At 45.1% G+C, this 20243-nt stretch carries 18 protein-coding genes and 1 tRNA gene; 14 read left to right on the top strand and 5 right to left on the bottom strand.

Annotated features, from left to right (window positions below; genetic code table 11):
* Together MH215_RS23325 and MH215_RS23320 are read right to left on the bottom strand one after the other, a co-directional pair.
* Positions 1-738: an ABC transporter permease gene (locus MH215_RS23325; protein WP_239293552.1), complete on the bottom strand. Its 738-nt coding sequence runs from the start codon at positions 736-738 to the stop codon at positions 1-3.
* A gap of 2 nt (positions 739-740) precedes the next feature.
* Positions 741-1715, bottom strand: coding sequence for an ABC transporter ATP-binding protein (locus MH215_RS23320; RefSeq protein ID WP_239293551.1), 975 nt, complete (start codon positions 1713-1715; stop codon positions 741-743).
* 356 nt (positions 1716-2071) lie between these two features.
* On the opposite strand from MH215_RS23320, the gene MH215_RS23315 reads away from it, so the two are divergent.
* From MH215_RS23315 to MH215_RS23290, 6 genes are all read left to right on the top strand, one after another.
* A complete protein-coding gene (locus tag MH215_RS23315; protein WP_056695255.1) occupies positions 2072-3022 on the top strand; it encodes an ROK family glucokinase in 951 nt (316 codons plus the stop codon).
* Positions 3023-3072: 50 nt separating this feature from the next.
* Positions 3073-3972, top strand: coding sequence for an RNase adapter RapZ (gene rapZ, locus MH215_RS23310; protein ID WP_056695257.1), 900 nt, complete (start codon positions 3073-3075; stop codon positions 3970-3972).
* Positions 3973-3985: 13 nt separating this feature from the next.
* Positions 3986-4972 carry a gluconeogenesis factor YvcK family protein gene (locus MH215_RS23305; protein ID WP_056695259.1) on the top strand — a complete coding sequence of 329 codons (987 nt, stop codon included), beginning with the start codon at positions 3986-3988 and terminating at the stop codon, positions 4970-4972.
* A 6-nt stretch (positions 4973-4978) separates the two neighbouring features.
* Positions 4979-5917 (top strand): DNA-binding protein WhiA, encoded by a 939-nt coding sequence (whiA, locus tag MH215_RS23300; protein ID WP_056695261.1) that lies wholly within the window; start codon positions 4979-4981, stop codon positions 5915-5917.
* A 258-nt stretch (positions 5918-6175) separates the two neighbouring features.
* Positions 6176-6445: an HPr family phosphocarrier protein gene (locus MH215_RS23295; protein ID WP_056695263.1), complete on the top strand. Its 270-nt coding sequence runs from the start codon at positions 6176-6178 to the stop codon at positions 6443-6445.
* 145 nt (positions 6446-6590) lie between these two features.
* Positions 6591-7343, top strand: coding sequence for an SIMPL domain-containing protein (locus tag MH215_RS23290; protein ID WP_239293550.1), 753 nt, complete (start codon positions 6591-6593; stop codon positions 7341-7343).
* Between the two features lie 196 nt (positions 7344-7539).
* On the opposite strand, the gene MH215_RS23285 is transcribed toward MH215_RS23290, so the two are convergent.
* Positions 7540-9474 (bottom strand): hypothetical protein, encoded by a 1935-nt coding sequence (locus MH215_RS23285; protein ID WP_239293549.1) that lies wholly within the window; start codon positions 9472-9474, stop codon positions 7540-7542.
* Positions 9475-9819: 345 nt separating this feature from the next.
* Between MH215_RS23285 and MH215_RS23280 the strand changes: the two genes are divergently transcribed.
* Positions 9820-10917 (top strand): stalk domain-containing protein, encoded by a 1098-nt coding sequence (locus MH215_RS23280; protein WP_239293548.1) that lies wholly within the window; start codon positions 9820-9822, stop codon positions 10915-10917.
* Positions 10918-11115: 198 nt separating this feature from the next.
* Here the strand turns inward: MH215_RS23280 and clpP are convergent, their stop codons facing one another.
* Together clpP and MH215_RS23270 are read right to left on the bottom strand one after the other, a co-directional pair.
* Positions 11116-11712, bottom strand: coding sequence for an ATP-dependent Clp endopeptidase proteolytic subunit ClpP (clpP, locus tag MH215_RS23275; protein ID WP_056695272.1), 597 nt, complete (start codon positions 11710-11712; stop codon positions 11116-11118).
* A gap of 179 nt (positions 11713-11891) precedes the next feature.
* A tRNA-Arg gene (locus MH215_RS23270) sits at positions 11892-11966 on the bottom strand.
* Positions 11967-12448: 482 nt separating this feature from the next.
* On the opposite strand from MH215_RS23270, the gene MH215_RS23265 reads away from it, so the two are divergent.
* The 7 genes from MH215_RS23265 (at position 12449) to secG (ending at position 20224) form a co-directional block, all read left to right on the top strand.
* The gene (locus MH215_RS23265) at positions 12449-13474 is read left to right on the top strand and encodes a sugar-binding transcriptional regulator (RefSeq protein ID WP_239293547.1); all 1026 of its coding nucleotides are present in this window, start codon (positions 12449-12451) and stop codon (positions 13472-13474) included.
* Between the two features lie 111 nt (positions 13475-13585).
* Positions 13586-14593, top strand: coding sequence for a type I glyceraldehyde-3-phosphate dehydrogenase (gene gap / locus MH215_RS23260; protein WP_056695277.1), 1008 nt, complete (start codon positions 13586-13588; stop codon positions 14591-14593).
* A gap of 147 nt (positions 14594-14740) precedes the next feature.
* A complete protein-coding gene (locus MH215_RS23255) occupies positions 14741-15922 on the top strand; it encodes a phosphoglycerate kinase (protein ID WP_239293546.1) in 1182 nt (393 codons plus the stop codon).
* Positions 15923-15955: 33 nt separating this feature from the next.
* Entirely contained in the window at positions 15956-16708 is a 753-nt protein-coding gene (gene tpiA / locus MH215_RS23250) for a triose-phosphate isomerase (protein ID WP_056695281.1), read from the top strand.
* A 1-nt stretch (position 16709) separates the two neighbouring features.
* Positions 16710-18254, top strand: a complete 1545-nt coding sequence (gene gpmI, locus MH215_RS23245) for a 2,3-bisphosphoglycerate-independent phosphoglycerate mutase (RefSeq protein ID WP_239293545.1) — start codon at positions 16710-16712, stop codon at positions 18252-18254.
* A 240-nt stretch (positions 18255-18494) separates the two neighbouring features.
* Positions 18495-19781 (top strand): phosphopyruvate hydratase, encoded by a 1287-nt coding sequence (eno, locus tag MH215_RS23240; protein ID WP_056695285.1) that lies wholly within the window; start codon positions 18495-18497, stop codon positions 19779-19781.
* Between the two features lie 209 nt (positions 19782-19990).
* Positions 19991-20224 (top strand): preprotein translocase subunit SecG, encoded by a 234-nt coding sequence (gene secG, locus MH215_RS23235; RefSeq protein ID WP_056695287.1) that lies wholly within the window; start codon positions 19991-19993, stop codon positions 20222-20224.
* The last annotated feature ends 19 nt before the right edge of the window (positions 20225-20243 follow it).

Raw genomic sequence — 20243 nt, 5'->3', positions numbered from 1 at the left:
TTAAGCCTCCTTTTGTTCGCTGCGGATATAAGTGGATATTAACATAAACACGATCAGGTACGCTGTCAAAATTAGTATATCACGGAAAGCTGGCGTGTTACCGCTGACGATCGCCCAAGCGCCATTACCAAAGCTGTTCGACGGAAGCCAACTTCCGATCTGACCCAGCCATGAAGGCATAATATCGAGCGGCATCCACATGCCGCCAAGGAGTGCTAGTGAGAGATAGAGAGCATTGCTGAGACCACTGGCGGTGTCGACTTTGCGTAAGGTTCCAATACAAGTGCCTAGAGCAAGAAAGGGTAACGATCCAGCTAGAACCCATAGGGCACTTCCTATCCATTGTAGGGCAGATAAAGAGACACCATTAATCAGATATCCAGCGGTAAAAATAACGATGATGGAGAACAGGTGCACCGTCGTCTGACCGACCATTTTGCCACCAAAATAAATGGCATCAGATAGCGGGGTTACCCGCAGGTACGAAACCCAGCCATGTACACGTTCCTGAACCAAACGTATGCCGAGTGTCATGATGGATGAACCCATCACGCTGAAACAGGTCATGGACATTAAGTAGTGAGCATTCCATTGTTCTGGGTCAACAGCGTCCGTTGTGAAGATCCGGGTATATAGCACATAGAATAAGACAGGCATCATCAGAGACCAGAAGATAAAGTAAACGTTGCGAAACATGCGGAGCATCTCCATCCGCGATTGTACAAGCAATGTAGACATATTTATTGTTCCTCCTTCATCGTAGCAAGCAGCTCAGCATAAGCGTCGTCGAGTTGTCCCGTTTCAATGCGGATATCCCGTACAGGTAGCTGGCGCTGGATTACATCACGAATCAGTGTGTCTGTATCGGTGGTGTAGAGACTCCAGCGTCCGTTACGATATTCCACCTGGTCAACATTAGGTAGCATCGCAATCTGAGCTTCAATATGTATGTGAGGTGAGTTCGTGTTGTGATCAGCCTGTGTGTCTGACGGGGAAGCTGATTCCCCAGGTATCATTCCATGCTGAGCGGAGAAAGAAAGAATACGCTTGGTAAGCCCCGACTTGAGACTCTCCGGTGTTCCGTCCGCAATGATCCTACCTTCGCTAAACAGAATAATCCGATCAGCCGCTTCATCGGCTTCTTGGAGGTAGTGCGTGGTGAAAAGCACGGTTTTCCCCGCCTGTGTCAATTGGCAAACCTGTTTCCAGAAATGTTTACGTGTCTCCGAATCCATGCCTACCGTTGGTTCATCTAAAAATAAAAGCTGTGGATTGCCTGCCATCGCAAGGGCAAAGTTGAGGCTGCGTTTCTGACCGCCCGATAGTTTCTCCGCTCTTCTCTTCAGATCGATCTCTGATAGCCCTGTCAGGTGTTCAATTTCATCTATTGGAAGAGGATTACGGTAATAACTGTGAACCATGCAGATGATTTCGTGTACTGTAAGCCCATCTATGACACTTACATCCTGTAGCATGACCCCAATCTGTTGTCGTACCTGCTGGTGATTCGGGGACTGTCCTAATACGCTGATTTTCCCGGAGGTCGGCTTACACATACCCAGAAGCATTTTCATCGTTGTGGTCTTGCCGGCTCCATTCGGGCCGAGAATTGCTACAATTGAGCCCGGCTGGATTTCAAGAGACAGGTCGCTTACTGCGAGCTTGTTTTTAAATTGTTTGTTTATATATTCAAGTTGGATGATGGGGGAATTCATCTGTACTCACGCCCTTCGTTTTGATCTAACTTCATTTTAGAGGGCGAAGGAGTAGGGTTTTAGTAAGAGTTGTCATGACTTTTAGGTGACAACTGTCATCTTTTATGAATGGAACGAATCCAGATGCAATATGATTAGATGAGACTTCCTCTACTAAGGAGGGAGATTTAAGCGGTGCGTTTTGATAGAGAACATAGAGGGTGAATGCGCATTCATGAAAAGGGTGTGACAGTGTTCACAATAGCGCCAGGACTGGAGATAGCAAAGGTCTTATCGTCCTTGACCCAGGCGTATCCTTCAATTATAGTTGGTACGTAGGATTAAACTATTTTAGATAGATAAAGGTGGCTTGCAGCATGTCTGAGAAAATCTACGTTGGGGTCGATCTCGGCGGAACAGCAATTAAGGTCGGTATATGCGATGATCAAGGTCAACTTAAGCATACGTATGAAGGACCGACAGAAGTGGATAAGGGCGTAGATACGGTTATCGCCAACATCGAGAAGTATGTCCGTCATATCGTTGCCGAGTCGCCGTATAGCTGGGAACAGCTTGAAGGTGTCGGTGCTGGAGTTGCCGGGTTCACGAATGTACGTGAGGGAATTATTGTCCTTGCCCCTAACATTGGATTTCGGAATGTACCTATTCGTTCGATTCTGGAAGAACGTCTGGGCAAGCCAGTCAAAATAGATAATGATGCCAATGTTGCGGCGCTTGGCGAAGCTTGGGCGGGTGCCGGCAAAGGTGTAGATAACTGTGTATGTTACACGCTGGGTACAGGCGTTGGCGGCGGCTTGATCTTGAACGGCAGTATATACCAAGGGTTCTCCGGTATGGCGGGTGAACTGGGACATATTAATGTGGTACCTGATCTGGAAGCAATTAAGTGTGGTTGTGGCAAAATGGGATGTTTAGAGACAGTATCGTCTGCAACGGGTATTATCCGTATGGCGAAGGATGCTGTAGAGCGTGGGGATCATACTTCGCTTGCTCTTGTTGACAGAATTGCAGCTAAAGAAGTATTCGATGCTGCTAAATCAGGTGATGAAGTGGCGCTGCGAATCGTTAATCGTGCTGCATTCTACCTGGGTAAATCGATGGCTACAGTTGCGGCAGTTATTAATCCGGAAGTGTTCATTATTGGGGGCGGTGTATCCAAAGCAGGTGACTTCCTGTTTGACGAGATCCGTACTGTATATGCTCAATTAACCCCAGAACCGCTGCAGGGCGGCGTTAAGATTCTGGAAGCTACACTTGGCAATGATGCAGGTATTGTTGGTGCGGCAGGTCTTCTCTTGCGCTCCTAGTCCACTGTAACAGTATAAACCGACAGCAATATGATAAGGAGGGGACATATATGCTTGAAGGTGAAGTTTCACCGAACACAGGCGCCACGCTCATTATCATTACGGGTATGTCCGGGGCGGGAAAGACCATTGCAGTTCAGAGCTTAGAGGATCTTGGCTTCTTCTGTGTAGATAATTTACCACCCGTGCTGATCCCAAAATTCGCAGAATTGATCGAGCAGTCCAATGGTAAGATTGGCAAGGTTGCTCTCGTTATTGACTTGAGAGGGCGTGAATTTTTCACAGCGTTGTCCGAGTCGTTGAACTACATTAAAGATCATTTTACCATCCATTGTGAAATTTTATTCCTGGATGCTACAGATTCTGTCCTTGTTCAGCGGTATAAAGAGAGCAGACGTAGACATCCTTTAGCTCCGGAAGGCATGCCGCTGGACGGTATCCGGCTTGAGCGCAAAATGCTGGAGGAGCTTAAAAACTCTGCAACCCAGGTACTCAATACCAGCACGATGAAACCGGCTCAATTGAAGGAACGGATTATATCCCGTTTTTCTCATTTAGAGAGCCATATGTTATCTGTAAATATAACGTCATTTGGGTTTAAATACGGAATACCGATTGATGCTGATCTGGTATTTGATGTTCGTTTTTTACCGAACCCGCATTATATTGACCATCTGCGTCCAAATACAGGACAGAACAGCGACGTATACGAATACGTCATGAAATGGCCAGAGACACAGTCCTTTCTGACGAAGTTGCTGGATATGCTGCATTTCCTGATTCCGCAGTACCGGAAGGAAGGCAAGAGCCAGGTTATTATTGGAATCGGTTGTACCGGAGGCAAGCATCGTTCGGTAGCAATATCGGAATATTTGGGCAAAATGTTGGGAAGCAGCGAGACTGAGGCTGTTACCGTAAGCCATCGCGACGCTGACCGGGATCGTCATTGAAGAGGGTGAAGGGATGAAAGAAGCCGGACCACGAAGAGAACGTCCGAGAATTGTAGTCATGGGCGGAGGAACCGGATTATCCGTGATGCTGCGCGGTTTAAAAGAAAAGCCGCTAGACATCACGGCCATTGTCACGGTTGCTGATGACGGTGGGAGTTCAGGCATTCTACGCAGTGAGCTGCATATGCCGCCTCCGGGCGACATCCGTAACGTACTTACGGCGCTAGCTGACGTAGAGCCACTGCTTTCGGATATGCTGAGTTATCGTTTCAACACAGGCGCGGGGCTTGCAGGCCACAGCTTGGGGAATTTGATTTTGGCGGCAATGACAGATATATCAGGCGACTTCGTAACCGCAGTGCGGGAACTTAGCCGCGTGTTTGCTGTTCGGGGTGAGGTACTTCCCGCAGCCGGTCAGGCGGTTGTGCTACATGCTGAGATGGAGGATGGATCGATTGTTACAGGCGAGTCCAAAATCCCTGAAGCAGGTGGACGCATTAAACGTGTTTTTCTTGAACCGGATCACGTGGAGCCGTTGCCAGAGGCTGTAGAGGCTATTCGTCAAGCGGATGCGATATTGATCGGGCCAGGTAGTCTGTATACGAGTATTCTTCCGAATCTGCTTGTACCCAAATTAGCTGAAGCTGTCGTTGAGGCTGACGCAGTTAAAATGTTTATATGCAATGTTATGACACAGCCAGGAGAAACCGATGACTATACCGTGAGTGATCATCTCAAAGCGATTCATGAGCATATAGGTCATCAGCTCTTTGACTATGTCATCGTTAATAATGGTGAAATTCCACTGCAAGTTCAGAATAGATATGCAGAAAAAGGAGCAAAACCTGTAGTATTAGATATGAATGTGCTGAAGAGTTCTGGATATCAGGTTGTCGCAGATACGTTGGTGCTATTCCGTACCTATCTTCGTCATGATGCCGACAAGCTCAGCCATCACATCTATCAACTGGTACAAAATTGGATGTTACGGAAGAGGTGAAGTCCCATGTCGTTTGCAGCACAGACCAAAAAAGAATTAACGATGATTGAGAGTGAACCGTGCTGCGAAAAGGCGGAACTTTCAGCCCTCATCCGTATGCTTGGTGCCGTGCAGTTATCGAATAAAAAAGTGATCTTAGATATTTCGACGGAGAATGCCGCTATCGCTAGACGGGCATACTCTCTGCTTAAAAAGCATTTTCAAGTGCATACGGAATTGCTTGTCCGCAAAAAAATGCGGCTGAAAAAGAATAATGTGTATATTGTTCGTATTCCGACCATGGTACAAGAGATTTTAAAGGATTTGTACATCGTATCCGAAGGCTTTATGTTCACACCAGGAATTAATCAGGAGCTGCTTCGGAAAAACTGTTGTAAACGAGCTTATCTCCGCGGTGCCTTCATGGCTGGTGGCTCGGTGAATAACCCTGAGGGTTCCTCCTACCATCTGGAGATTGCATCTATGTATGAGGAGCACTGCCAAGCCTTGGTTGATCTAGCTAATGAATTTCATCTTAATGCCCGGTGTATAGAACGCAAAAAAGGATTCATCCTATACATCAAGGAAGGCGAGAAAATTATTGAGCTGCTCAGCATCATTGGTGCACACCAAGCTTTGTTTAAGTTCGAAGATGTTCGTATTATGCGCGACATGCGGAATTCAGTGAATCGGATCGTCAACTGTGAGACGGCGAACCTGAACAAAACCATTGGAGCTGCTGTAAGACAGATCGATAACATCAAGCTTTTGCAAAAGGAAGTTGGCCTAGAGTCCTTACCTGAGAAGCTACGTGAAGTGGCTGAAGTGCGACTTGCCCATCCTGATATTAACTTGAAGGAAGTTGGCGAGTTGTTAAAGGGAACAGTCAGTAAATCTGGGGTGAACCATCGTTTGCGTAAAATTGATGAGCTAGCCGAGAAGGTTCGTAATGAACGGATGGGGTAGGCTGTTAGAGGCCGGAGCTCTTACTTAGGTTAGATTTATTCGTATTTTAAACCGTTGTTGGGCAACATTAACTCATGTGCAGAGAAGCGGGGATTGGCGTCCTGAAGTGTGATTCCGTGTCAATATAATGTCCTTGATTGGGAGTTCATACCTGACTGGTTTTTTTCTTCTAGTGTCCTGCACGGGTTAATGGTATAATGTTATATAAATATAATTGTGTATTTAATGTCTAGATTTCATAATAGGGGGTAAGTTTCTATGACAAAGCACCCGGTAGTTGTCCGTTTGAAAACGGGTCTCCATGCCAGACCTGCGGCACTGTTCGTTCAAGAGGCGAATAAGTACTCATCTGAAGTGTTCGTCGAGAAGGACGACAAGAAAGTAAATGCAAAAAGTATCATGGGGATCATGAGTCTTGCAATCAGTACAGGTACGGAAATCCATATTAGTGCTGAAGGCGCGGACGCCGAACAGGCTGTAAACGCTTTAGTTAGTCTGGTTAGCAAAGAAGAGCTTGAAAACCAATAAGATATGACTGAACGAATGAAGAAGTCCCGAAAGGGGCTTTTTTGCGTTTAAGAGTCAAGCAATGCAACATTTTGGAATTTGCTCCGTCTGTTAAGGTATCAAATCACTTTGAATTTGAGATGTTAACTACAAGGAGGCTACGGTCATGGGTAAAAAATGGATGAGACCGCTTGGTGCGGTACTGGTGGCAAGTACATTATTGGTTGGAGGAACAGCTTGGGTTGCTCCAGGGAATTACGCATATGCAGCTGAGGTTCAAGGTGTACAGCAGAACGTAATCAATGTTGTTGGTAAAGGTGAAATTCAGGTGAAACCGGACATCGCTTATCTATCCATCGGGGTAAATAGTACAGCGGAAACAGCGGCATCAGCTCAAAAAGCAAACGCAGCTAAAATCCAAAAGGTAACTAATTTGCTGAAGAATACATGGAAAATCAGTGAAAATGACATTCAAACAAGTCAATTCTATGTGCAGCCTAACTACACATACAGTGAAAAAGATGGACAGCAAGTGAAAGGGTACACAGCTCATCACACATTGACAGTAACCTATCGTGAGATGGATAAAATCGGTGAGTTGTTGGATGCAGCTTCCCAAGCTGGGGCGAATAACATTGAAAATGTAAGGTTTACTGTAGAGAATCCAGAGAACTATGAATCTCAAGTGATTGAGAAGGCTGTAGCTAACGCGGATGTAAAAGCTGGAGCGATTGCGAAGGCAGTTAAACGTCAGTTGGGGGCAGTATTATCTGTGAGCCAGCCTGATGCTAACGTGCCTGTATTCTATGCATCGGAGAGTTTGATGTCCAAAGCTACGGATACCGCAGCGGGTACTGAAATTGAAACCGGTCAGGTTAAAGTAAGTACAACACTAAACATCACATATGAGATGAAATAAGACGTTGTTCATATTTAGGTATTTTGTATAAACAAGCGACCACCTGCTCTACGCGGGTAGTCGCTTTGCTTATTTTAATATTGCAGATGAGATCTACATTGTTTTGCCCATGATACGGCTTAATGGGTTAGTGTATTGCAAGTGGGAGAGATTCATTTGCGTTCATCGTGAAGTTTTAAGTGGATTGCTAATAGACTTAGAATCGATTAGGGTCAAAGACCGGTAGTTGTAGCTTATATGACAGATACACCTCCGGATTGTAAGGAATGGCGATGGTTGCTACTCCGTTTTCTAATACATCGGTTGGTATAGCAGTGGATGTTGCCTCGTATCTATTGAGCATATCCACCGGAATGTCCATTAGCACTTTGCTGTAATCGTTGCTTAATATCTTCACATGGAGCATTCCTCCATTATTCTTATAATTCTGCATCCGAATTCGTAACGTGCGATTGTGATTCAACACAACTTCTATATTACGAAATACAGCGCGATCAGGATTGCTCATCTCGTAAGGTTGAGTACCTACAAAAGAAACAGATTCCCCGGCTACCTGCTTCACCTCTTCCACAGTTGCTCGATAAGCGAGTGGTGCAGGTGTCATGGCAGCATCCGTTTTACGTTCCTCATCACTGAATTGTAGCTCGGTATTCATGACATGTTTGCTTGCGATGGATACTTTAAGTCCAAGATCCTTGTTCCATTGCCCCAGTGGAAGATAAACCTTACCCCCGACAACCTGTTGCTTGCTTTGACTCACGGCTAGCTTACTGGTTCTGCTATTCCGCTCAAATAACAGGTCTCCCCCTTGAATTTCATATTTAATATGGAAGGCATTCGTGAACTCCTCTAAAGGAACATAATATAAGCCGTTCATGTAGAACGTAGGTTGTCCGTTATAACGAAGCACGCCTTCACCAGAGGTGATTGCTACAGGTAGTGTTAAAAAGAACATGCCTTCATAAGAGAAGGAGTCCCAATAATTCACCCAATCTCTATATTGACTATACTCAATCTTAAAGTGTTTTCCTTCCGGAATATAGTAGAAGGAAGGTGGGTATGCCTGTGGGTTAGAGAAATAATAATCGATGACATACAAATCATCTGAGGCCCATTGTATTCCTTCCACGCTCGCCCGGTACAAGCTTTCGTAGGATCGAACCTGCTTCAATGTTTTGAGATCATATACAAGCACCTTGCTTGCCTTGGTTTTCTTGATTCCTACCGAGGGATCAGCGATCAGTACCAAATACTTAAGATTAGGTGAGACGAACGTTTTTACATCTCTGACTTCGCCTTTAAAAAGTGAGGTCGCTTTTCCGCCGCGAATCCCCTCTACAACCGCACGGTAGGTCTGTTCTTTATAAGTGCTGGTCCACTTAATTTTTGTGTCTCCTGCCATAAACGTCTTACTGGAGACAGGCTGTTTGGTGTCGTACACGATGTCATTTTTGGTTACTTTCACGGGGCTACCCTTTAATCCGCCAAATAAGAGGGTAAAGCAACTGGTGAATTTTGCGTCAGGGCAGTATACACCAAGAGGTGTGGACGAAGTTGAACGATTTGTACTGAATTTAGTATCTGTCACATCTTGGCTCGTAATAATACTGCCATTGGATAAAACTCGTTTGTTATCTACAAGGGAATAGTACTGGGTATCACCGTTATCCGATCTTACGGAGTACAGCCCTTGTTTCGCCCAAAGTTTGAGCCATTTGTTGGATTTAATCTCTGTGATTTTGCGAAGCTTAATGGAGGCATAGTCATATTCATAAATGACGGCACCTGTGTTCAGGTAGGCTAATGTATAAGCCTTCAAACCTTGGGTGGTGTCTACGACAACACCATCTTGTTGGTTGAATCCGTTCGTCGATGTGAATCGATATGAAGAGGGCTGCAACGATGAGTCAGTGAAATCATACTCGTTAACCTTTTTCATACCTGTGTCATAACTAATTACCGTTGTCCTTACAGTGACCTGCTGTTGTCTTTCATCAAATATGTAGGTTGTGCGGTGTCTTACTTTTTCCTTGCTACCTTCTGTAGCTGCTGCTGAATGTCCAGTCTCGGGATGAATTGTGAGCAATAGGGAACAGATCAACAACAGGGCAATACATTTCCTAATAATCATACGACGTTTCCTCTTTCCTCTTCATATATTGTCTTTTTTTCAAGATGTGTGCGGGTTAACCCTAATTCATAATATCGGTGAGTTTATTGATGTTGTTTAATGAATTATTGGACGGGCTGAATCCTGTTTATCGTTCATTTGGTATCTTTTTTGTAGATATGTTCGTGACAAAACGGTCATTTTCGGTGCAATTTATTTCAAGTTAATCGTCAAGATTGTAACTGGAGCTGTAAACCTTTCCTCAAATGGGTTAATTATAATAAAGAGGTGAGCGTATGAGGCGTTGTCGTTCAAAATACATACGCAATGAACCCTTAGTGCGAATTTAGAGAGGAGTTTTTATATATGACATCATGGAAGAAATGGACAAGTGCGTTGCTGGCAGCTGGAATTATTGTAGGTAGCGGAGCAGGGTGGCAGGAAAGTTCGGTTCAAGCAGCTTCTGTCTCATCTAAAGTGACGGCACCTATTGAAGTAACGCTGAAATCCGCAGGTAAGACGCTGACTCAAAAAGGGCTTTTGCAGGGTGGATCTACATGGGTATCTCTAACTGCGGTCAAAGATGTTGCAGGTGGAACACTAACCTATGATGCGAAGAACAAAGAGTATACGCTGACCGCAGCTAACAATAAGATGAGAATTAGTCTAGCTGATGGATCACCAATGCTTAGAGTGAATAACTACTATCCCGGCGTTGAGGCGAAGTTGATTCAAGGGCGGTTATACATTCCTTTCTCAGCGATGAGAGATTATCTGGGTGTTCAGGGAAGCTGGAATGGGCAAGCGAAGACGTTAACACTTAGCAAAGTGAAGCAGAACAATGTAACAGTGAAAGCAGCTACGGTGAAAGCGACTGTCAAAAATGCTGAAGTGGATATCCAATATCCGCAGGTAAGTGGACTCGCGAATGATAAAGCTCAAGCGGCAATCAACAAGGTACTGAAGGATGAGGCTAATGCATTTGTAGCAGGCTTCAAGAAGCAGGTTTCTGAGAATGGGGCTGCTACTGCGGATCGCCCATATGCTTTTGAGAGCACATATGTTGTGACATATAACGAAAATGGCGTGCTAGGACTCATTACACAGCGCTATGAGGACTACGCGGGAGCTCATGGCATGACGACCCGTTCAGGACACACATTTGATCTGGGAACGGGCGAGGAACTGACGCTGAATGATGTGTTACAGAACAATGCATCCATGCGTGAATCTCTTGGCAAAAAAGTAGGCACACAGCTTAAAGCTCGTGGCGGTTATCTGGACGGATATACAGGATTGAACAAAGATCAGGACTTCTACGTTACGCCAACAGGTATAGTCGTGTTCTTCCAACTGTATGAGTACACTGCGTATGCTGAAGGGTTCCCTGAGTTCCCATTCACGTACAAAGAAGTGCTTCCTAAAGGTGCAACGCCATTCAGTGGAGTAGCAGCTGAAAAGTAAGAGCAGAAACGTTATCATATGTTCAATAATTATTGGATGTATCACGTATAGAACAGAAGTTTAACGACGCGTAGTTGCAGTTGCTATCATCATAAAATCACAAAAAAATCCCACCATTCGTAGAATGGTGGGATTTTACTAGTTCATAGTTAGAAGCCAAGAAGGCTTCAACTCATGACTTTATAGGTGAGTTCACGATTATACGCCTTCTGAACCTACTCTTTCGATAACTTTATCAATGATACCATAATCGGCAGCTTCAGCAGCACTCATGAAGTAGTCACGATCTGTATCTTTCTCGATACGCTCCAGGGGTTGACCGGAACGCTCGGAGATGATGCGGTTCAATGTGTCACGCATTTTCAGAATGCGACGAGCACGAATTTCGATATCTGTAGCTTGACCTTGTGCTCCACCAAGTGGTTGGTGAATCATGATCTCACTGTTAGGCAATGCAAAACGTTTACCTTTGGCACCCGCATTAAGCAAGAATGCACCCATGGAAGCTGCCATACCTACGCAGATTGTAGATACATCTGGTTTGATGAATTGCATTGTATCGTAAATGGCCATACCGGCTGTGATGGATCCGCCTGGGCTGTTGATGTATAAGTGAATGTCTTTCTCTGGATCTTCTGCAGCCAAGAATAACATCTGTGCCATAATGGCATTCGCCACAACGTCATTCACGTCGCTGCCAAGGAAGATGATACGATCCTTCAGCAATCTGGAATAGATGTCATAGGCCCGCTCACCGCGGTTGCTCTGTTCAACGACCATTGGAATATAACTCACGTGAAAAACCTCCTCGGAAATGTAAATGTTAAATTGGTGTTTATATTTAAACTGTTACCGTATTACCCACATCATAAACAATTCCAAACAAAAAGTCAAAGAAAGTCAAACTAACTTTGAAAAAAAAGAAACCTTTCCGGTTTCATTGGTTAAAAGGGTTATGTACTACGAAATAAGAATGGCGCGCCCGCCAAGAATCGAACTTGGATCTCAGGCTTCGGAGGCCTACGTCATATCCATTGGACCACGGGCGCACATGAATGGTTGGCTACTCTTTCGTAGCACGAATGCTTGCACACAAATGAGCTTCAAATATGTGACAGCATTAATGATTATATCTTAAGCGTGGTTGAAATGCAAGCAAATGATCAGCCTCATAGTTTGGAATACAACGAAAATGATCATGATGAAGATAAGTGGATAAAGAACGCATTTAAGTACATGCTATAAGAGGTTTTGCACATGTTGAGCAAGTTAGGAATGGAGCCATATATAGATGATAATTTAGACTTTCTTCTATATGTAGTGTGAAACAGATTCAACGCCTACTAGAAGCTCAAGATTGTGAAAATAAGCGCGTACAAGCTTAAAGAAACGTTATGAAATGGGGCATTTGAAACACTTGCATGTCGCGTCAGTTTTAGGTAGAATAGACGTGGGACTTAAAAAGTTAACCCGGGACATTTTGAGGCCATGAAAGAGAGCTTGGAACGAGAAGCTTGCGGGAGTGGAAAGCATGCGAAAGATTTTAGAAGTGCAAAAGCAGCTTCTGCCTGATCTCATGGATGTCTTGAAGAAGAGGTATACGATTCTACACCAGATCATGTTATCGGATGTGATTGGACGAAGAACGTTAGCTAATTCCATGCAGATGACCGAGCGGGTTCTGAGGGCTGAGACCGATCTATTAAAGGCTCAGGGACTTATTGAAATTGACAGTACAGGAATGAAGATCAGCGAGGCAGGTCATGATTTGCTGCAGCAGTTAGAGCCCGTCGCCAAAGAGCTGTTCGGATTGTCCGAACTGGAAGAGTGCATCAAGCAAGCCTACGGTCTGCAAAAGGTAGTCGTTGTTCCTGGCGATTCGGACGTATCTCCATTTGCCAAACGGGAACTGGGCAAGGCCGGAGCAAAGGCTCTTGGCAATATTATGAATGATAACGACGTTGTTGCCGTAACTGGCGGTTCAACAACGGCTGAAGTTGCAGAGCAGCTTAATCCGCCAACACCACTCAAAGGTGTCTGGTTCGTCCCTGCACGCGGTGGACTAGGAGAAAGCCTCGAAATTCAGGCCAATACGATCGCATCCACGATGGCAAAGCGGGTAGGAGCACAATACAAACTCCTGCATGTACCGGATTTGCTTAGTGACCATGCCTATGAATCCCTTGTTCAAGATCCGGGTGTCCAGGAGATTCTGCAGCTGATTAGACAATCGCGCATCGTTATTCACGGAATCGGTGATGCCGTGGAGATGGCACGGCGACGTAAACTTGCTACAGAGATCGTGGAAGAGCTTCAGGAGCAAGGAGCCGTATCGGAATCATTCGGTTATTATTTTAATGATCAGGGTAACGTGGTTCACACCATGCTTACACTCGGCATGCGACTTCAAGATATCGAACGAACCGATGTAGTGATCGGGATTGCGGGTGGCAAAAGCAAAGCGGCTGCCATTCACTCCGTGCTTAGATTCGGCCAGGAAGATATATTGATTATTGATGAGGCTGCTGCCAAAGTCGTCGTTGCCGAACTGGAATAAGAATTTGTTTTTTAGAACACTTCAAATTTGTTGTCTTGACGGACTTCACGGTCTGTCTTGAATATATAGCTTCATAAAAAAATTCAATCAAAACTTGGGAGGAACTTACTCATGATTAAAGTAGGTATTAACGGTTTTGGACGTATTGGTCGCTTGGCATTCCGTCGTATTCAAAATGTAGAGGGCATTGAAGTTGTAGCAATCAACGACTTGACTGATGCTAAAATGCTGGCTCATTTGCTTAAATATGATACAACTCAAGGTCGCTTCGATGGCGATGTTGAAGTACATGATGGCTTCTTCAAAGTGAACGGCAAAGAAGTTAAAGTATTGGCTAACCGCAACCCAGAAGAACTTCCTTGGGGAGACCTCGGTGTAGATATCGTTCTGGAATGTACTGGTTTCTTCACAACTAAAGAAGCTGCTGAGAAACACTTGAAAGGTGGAGCTAAGAAAGTTGTTATCTCCGCACCAGCTACTGGCGACATGAAAACCATCGTTTACAACGTAAACCATGAAATCCTCGACGGTACTGAAACTGTAATCTCCGGCGCATCTTGCACAACGAACTGCCTGGCACCTATGGCAAAAACGTTGCAAGACAAATTCGGAATCGTTCAAGGTTTGATGACTACAATTCACGCTTACACTGGCGACCAAAACACGTTGGATGCTCCACACCCTAAAGGTGACTTCCGTCGTGCTCGCGCAGCGGCTGAAAACATCATCCCTAACACAACTGGTGCTGCTAAAGCAATCGGTTTGGTTATCCCTGAACTGCAAGGTAAATTGGACGGTGCAGCTCAACGTGTACCAGTAGCAACTGGTTCCCTGACTGAGCTTGTAACTGTATTGGGTAAAAAAGTTACTGCTGAAGAAGTTAACGCAGTAATGAAAGAAGCTTCCGATCCACAAACTTTCGGATACACTGAAGACGAAATCGTATCTTCCGATATCCAAGGTATCACTTTCGGATCCCTGTTTGATGCAACTCAAACTAAAGTTCTGACTGTTGGCGACCAACAATTGGTTAAAACTGTAGCTTGGTATGACAATGAAATGTCCTACACTGCACAATTGGTTCGCACTTTGGAGCACTTTGCAAAAATGATTAAGTAATATCTGCAATAACATAGAGCGGAAACAGAGTATTGTTTCCGCTCTTTATATATCAACCTTTTGCAAATTTCTCAAAAACACCAGGATTGACAAGGGTTTTTCGCTCTTCATTGGTCCACAAAATACATGGGTGCGGAGGAAATACAGATGAACAAAAAAAGTGTACGTGATATCGAATTGACAGGAAAACGGGCTTTTGTACGTGTAGATTTTAATGTACCGCTCGAAGATGGTAAAATTACAGATGACAAGCGTATTCGTGCAACGCTGCCTACGATTAATTTCTTGATCGAAAAAGGTGCTAAAGTCATTTTGGCAAGCCACATGGGTCGTCCTAACGGCGAAGTGGTTGAATCCTTGCGTTTGACTCCAGCAGCAGAGCGTTTGTCTGAATTGCTTGGTAAAACAGTTGTTAAAGCTGACGATTCCGTTGGCGAAACGGTTAAAGCTCAAATCGCTGAATTGAACAACGGTGACGTATTGTTGCTTGAAAATGTTCGTTTCCATGCAGGCGAAGAGAAAAATGATCCAGAACTGGCAAAACAATTTGCTGAACTGGCTGACGTTTTCGTTAACGATGCGTTTGGTGCAGCACACAGAGCACATGCTTCAACAGAAGGTATCGCTCACTTGTTGCCGGCTGTATCTGGTTTGTTGATGGAAAAAGAGCTTGAAGTGTTGGGTAAAGCAATCTCTAACCCTGAGCGTCCTTTCACAGCAATCATCGGTGGTTCTAAAGTTAAGGACAAAATCGATGTGATCGACAACCTGTTGAACATTGCAGACAACGTAATCATCGGTGGAGGTCTGTCTTACACGTTCATGAAGGCTCAAGGTCATGAAGTAGGTCAATCCCTGTTGGATGAGTCCAAATTGGATGTTGCTCTGGGCTTCATCGAAAAAGCGAAGAAATTGGGCAAGAACTTCTACCTGCCAGTGGATATCGTGATTTCTGATGATTTCAGTGCGAATGCAAACACGAAGATCGTTGAAGTTGGCGACATTCCTGCAGATTGGGAAGGTATCGACATCGGTCCTAAAACACGTGAGATCTATGCTGACGTTGTTAAAAACTCCAAACTCGTTGTATGGAACGGACCTATGGGCGTATTCGAAATCGAGCCATTCTCCCACGGTACACGTGCAGTAGCACAAGCTTGCGCTGAGACAGAAGCTTACACTGTAATCGGTGGCGGCGACTCCGCAGCAGCAGCAGAGAAGTTCAAATTGGCTGATAAAATGAACCACATCTCCACAGGTGGCGGTGCATCCCTCGAATTCATGGAAGGCAAAGTGCTTCCAGGCGTAGTTGCATTGAACGACAAATAAGATTTAAGCTATAGCATGAAGGAGTTGAAAACCATGAGAACACCGATTATTGCAGGTAACTGGAAAATGTTCAAAACTGTTTCCGAATCTAATGACTTCATTCAGGAAGTTAAAGGAAAAGCGGAAGTAGAAGGCGTGGAAACTGTAATCTGCGCACCATTTACGAATCTGCCAACACTGGTAGAAGCGGTTAAAGGTACAAACATCAAAATTGGTGCTCAAAATCTTCACTTTGAAGATAATGGTGCATTCACAGGTGAAATCAGTGGCGTTATGCTGAAAGACCTGGGTGTGGATTATGTCATTATTGGTCACTCGGAGCGCCGTCAATATTTTGCGGAAACCGATGAGACTGTTAATAAAAAGCTGCATGCGGCATTCCGTCACGGATTGACTCCAATCTTCTGTCTTGGTGAGACGCTCGAAGAGCGTGAAGCGAACCAAACTAAAGACGTATGCAAAGTGCAAACGGTAGCTGCTTTTGAAGGTCTGTCTGCAGAGCAAGCAGCACAAGTCGTTATTGCTTATGAGCCAATCTGGGCGATTGGAACAGGCAAATCTTCCACTTCCCAAGATGCGAATGAAGTTATTGCTTACATCCGTACATTGGTGAAAGATCTGTACAACGAGCAGGTTGCGAATGCAGTTCGTATTCAATACGGCGGCAGCGTTAAACCTGAGAACGTAACTGAATACCTCGGACAAAGCGACATCGACGGCGCACTTGTTGGCGGTGCTAGCTTGCAGCCGGCTTCGTTCATCGCGCTTGTTGAGGGGGCGAAGTAAGATGACAGCTCCAAAACCTGTAGCACTGATCATCATGGATGGCTTCGGTCTTCGTAATACGGTTGAAGGCAACGCGGTAGCGCAAGCCAAAAAACCGAATTATGACCGTTATATGAGCCAATTCCCACACACAACACTCACTGCTTGCGGTGAGGCTGTAGGTTTGCCAGAAGGGCAAATGGGGAACTCTGAGGTTGGTCACCTTAACATTGGTGCTGGCCGGATCGTTTACCAGGATTTGACCCGTATCTCCAAATCGATTCGCGATGGTGAGTTTTTCGATAATGAAACTCTCGTTAAAGCTGTACGCGAAGCGAAACAAAGCGGCAAAAAGCTTCATCTTTACGGATTGTTGTCTGATGGTGGCGTACATAGTCACATCGACCACTTGTTCGCTATGCTGGATCTCGCCAAAAAAGAAGAAATGAATGATGTATATATTCATGCCTTCATGGATGGCCGTGATGTTATGCCGGACAGTGGTAAAGACTTCATGCAAAAACTGATCGCGAAAATTGAAGAGGTTGGTGTAGGAAAGATCGCTACGGTACAAGGTCGCTATTACGCGATGGACCGTGACAAACGTTGGGAGCGAGTTGAGAAATCATACCGCGCTATCGTTTATGGAGATGGCCCTAAATACACTGATCCACTCAAAGCGGTTGAAGAATCGTATGAGAAATCCGTATTTGATGAATTCGTTGAACCAACGGTTATCGTCAAAGCGGATGGTGAGCCGGTAGGTTTGGTAGAAAGCGGCGATTCCGTTATCTTCCTTAACTTCCGTCCTGACCGTGCAATCCAGTTGTCGCAAGTATTCACGAACCAAGACTTCCGCGGTTTCGATCGTGGACCGAAGTTCCCTCAAGGCTTGCACTTTGTGTGCCTGACTCTGTTCAGTGAGACGGTTGAAGGTTATGTGGCGTACTCGCCGAAGAACCTCGACAATACACTGGGTGAGGTTCTGGTACAGAACAACAAAAAACAACTGCGTATTGCAGAAACAGAGAAATACCCGCACGTAACGTTCTTCTTCAGCGGCGGACGTGATGTTGAGCTTCCAGGCGAAACTCGCGTACTGATTAACTCACCAAAAGTTGCAACATATGATTTGCAACCAGAGATGAGCGCTTATGAAGTGGCAGACGCATGTGTACGCGAGATTGAAGCAGACAAACACGATGCAATCATTCTGAACTTCGCTAACCCTGATATGGTTGGACACTCCGGCATGCTGGAGCCAACAATCAAAGCGGTTGAAGTAACAGACGAGTGCATGGGACGTGTTGTCGACGCAGTTCTCGCAAAAGGCGGCGTTGTGCTGATTACTGCGGATCATGGTAACGCGGATATGGTATTCGATGAGCAAGGACGTCCGTTCACTGCACATACAACGAATCCTGTTCCATTTATCGTTACTGACTCTAATGTAACATTGCGTGAAGGCGGAATTTTGGCTGATATCGCGCCAACAATTCTTGACCTGATGCAATTGCCTAAACCGGCAGAAATGACAGGAACATCTGTCATCGCTACCCGTAAATAAGATACACAACCTCTTATATGAATTGGGTAGTTTGGCGTTTGCCCCGGAACGAAGGCAGCAGAAATAGTCTGAAGAAGCAACGCGTTCGCCTTTATCACATGATTTCAACTTATGACGATAAGTTCAAAGAAATCAGGGGATAACAGCGATCGGAAGACGATTCTGCTGACGTAGTGAATAAGGGCAAGCACAAGTTTTCCCGAATTTAAATAAATCCAAATTTAAAGGAGATTATCACTCATGACTATTATTTCTGACGTGTACGCTCGCGAAGTCCTTGACTCCCGCGGTAACCCTACAGTAGAAGTTGAAGTATACTTGGAGTCCGGCGCAATCGGACGCGCAATTGTTCCATCTGGTGCATCCACTGGTGCCCACGAAGCTGTTGAGCTTCGCGATGGTGACAAATCCCGTTACCTCGGTAAAGGCGTTCTGCAAGCTGTTAAAAACGTAAACGAAACAATCGCTCCAGAAGTAATCGGTATGGATGCATTGGATCAACTGGGTATCGACAAATTGATGATCACTTTGGATGGTACGCCAAACAAAGGTAAATTGGGCGCTAACGCAATCTTGGCAGTATCTATGGCTGTAGCTCGCGCTGCTGCTGACGCTTTGGACTTGCCACTTTACGTTTACCTCGGCGGATTCAACGCTAAAGCTCTTCCAGTACCAATGATGAACATCATCAACGGTGGTGAGCACGCTGACAACAACATTGACGTTCAAGAGTTCATGGTTCTTCCTGTTGGCGCACCAAGCTTCAAAGAAGCTCTTCGCGTAGGCGCAGAAATCTTCCACAACCTGAAATCTGTACTGAGCTCCAAAGGCTTGAACACAGCAGTAGGTGACGAAGGTGGTTTCGCACCAAACCTTGGTTCTAACGAAGAAGCAATCACTACAATCATCGAAGCGATCGAAAAAGCTGGTTACAAACCAGGCGTTGACGTATTCTTGGGTATGGACGTAGCTTCCACTGAGTTCTACAAAGATGGTAAATATACACTTGCTGGCGAAGGCAAATCTTACACTTCTGCTGAGTATGTTGACCTTCTGGCTTCATGGGTTGAGAAATACCCAATCATCACTATCGAAGACGGTATGTCCGAAGATGACTGGGATGGTTGGAAATTGCTCACTGAGAAATTGGGAGACAAAGTACAACTCGTTGGTGACGACTTGTTCGTAACGAACACAGAGCGTCTGGGTAGAGGTATCGAGCAAGGCATCGGTAACTCCATCCTGATCAAAGTGAACCAAATCGGTACACTTACTGAAACATTTGATGCAATTGAAATGGCTAAACGCGCAGGATACACTGCTGTTATCTCCCACCGTTCCGGTGAGTCCGAAGACAGCACAATCGCTGACATCGCTGTTGCAACAAATGCAGGTCAAATCAAAACAGGTGCTCCTTCCCGTACAGACCGTATCGCGAAGTACAACCAATTGCTCCGCATTGAGGATCAACTGGGTGAACTGGCTCAATACAATGGTCTTAAAGGATTCTACAACCTCAACAAATAAGCTGTGTATACAGCTTTTCGGGCAAGCCGGGTAACCGGCTTGTCTTTTTATTATGGTGAGGAATCTGCGTCAAACTTTGCTATTACAGTGGATAAAGTTGGATGAATGTATAGGAAGCACTACTTGTATCACAGCAGTAGCTATGGTACAATCAAACTAACTGTTTTTATGGTGAGATGTTATGCCCACATGGGTAGGAGGTGGAAAGAATGGATATTGCTTTGAAATTGCTGCTCGTTGTTTTCTCGATCGGTCTAATCACTGTAGTATTGCTGCAGCACGGGAAAAGCGCTGGTTTGGCGGGTGCCATCTCCGGTGGTGCGGAACATCTTTTCGGTAAAACGAAAGCGCGCGGACTGGATCTTTTCTTGCAACGTGCAACGGTTGTACTCGGTGCAGGTTTCATGATTTTGTCTATTATTGTTACGATCGTGTCCAAGTAAGAAGGATACTTTCTTATAC

Source organism: Paenibacillus sp. ACRSA (genome assembly GCF_022346845.1).
Classification (GTDB): domain Bacteria; phylum Bacillota; class Bacilli; order Paenibacillales; family Paenibacillaceae; genus Paenibacillus.
This window is presented reverse-complemented; position numbering and strand designations above follow the sequence as displayed.

Excerpts from the sequence above, each read along its gene's own strand:
- MH215_RS23280 (WP_239293548.1), top strand. The coding sequence starts at position 9,820 with ATGACATCATGGAAGAAATGGACAAGTGCGTTGCTGGCAGCTGGAATT.
- MH215_RS23295 (WP_056695263.1), top strand. The coding sequence starts at position 6,176 with ATGACAAAGCACCCGGTAGTTGTCCGTTTGAAAACGGGTCTCCATGCC.
- gpmI (WP_239293545.1), top strand. The coding sequence starts at position 16,710 with ATGACAGCTCCAAAACCTGTAGCACTGATCATCATGGATGGCTTCGGT.
- rapZ (WP_056695257.1), top strand. The coding sequence starts at position 3,073 with ATGCTTGAAGGTGAAGTTTCACCGAACACAGGCGCCACGCTCATTATC.
- MH215_RS23315 (WP_056695255.1), top strand. The coding sequence starts at position 2,072 with ATGTCTGAGAAAATCTACGTTGGGGTCGATCTCGGCGGAACAGCAATT.
- MH215_RS23305 (WP_056695259.1), top strand. The coding sequence starts at position 3,986 with ATGAAAGAAGCCGGACCACGAAGAGAACGTCCGAGAATTGTAGTCATG.
- eno (WP_056695285.1), top strand. The coding sequence starts at position 18,495 with ATGACTATTATTTCTGACGTGTACGCTCGCGAAGTCCTTGACTCCCGC.
- MH215_RS23265 (WP_239293547.1), top strand. The coding sequence starts at position 12,449 with ATGCGAAAGATTTTAGAAGTGCAAAAGCAGCTTCTGCCTGATCTCATG.
- MH215_RS23325 (WP_239293552.1), bottom strand. The coding sequence starts at position 738 with ATGTCTACATTGCTTGTACAATCGCGGATGGAGATGCTCCGCATGTTT.
- gap (WP_056695277.1), top strand. The coding sequence starts at position 13,586 with ATGATTAAAGTAGGTATTAACGGTTTTGGACGTATTGGTCGCTTGGCA.
- whiA (WP_056695261.1), top strand. The coding sequence starts at position 4,979 with ATGTCGTTTGCAGCACAGACCAAAAAAGAATTAACGATGATTGAGAGT.
- MH215_RS23290 (WP_239293550.1), top strand. The coding sequence starts at position 6,591 with ATGGGTAAAAAATGGATGAGACCGCTTGGTGCGGTACTGGTGGCAAGT.
- MH215_RS23285 (WP_239293549.1), bottom strand. The coding sequence starts at position 9,474 with ATGATTATTAGGAAATGTATTGCCCTGTTGTTGATCTGTTCCCTATTG.
- MH215_RS23320 (WP_239293551.1), bottom strand. The coding sequence starts at position 1,715 with ATGAATTCCCCCATCATCCAACTTGAATATATAAACAAACAATTTAAA.
- secG (WP_056695287.1), top strand. The coding sequence starts at position 19,991 with ATGGATATTGCTTTGAAATTGCTGCTCGTTGTTTTCTCGATCGGTCTA.
- tpiA (WP_056695281.1), top strand. The coding sequence starts at position 15,956 with ATGAGAACACCGATTATTGCAGGTAACTGGAAAATGTTCAAAACTGTT.
- MH215_RS23255 (WP_239293546.1), top strand. The coding sequence starts at position 14,741 with ATGAACAAAAAAAGTGTACGTGATATCGAATTGACAGGAAAACGGGCT.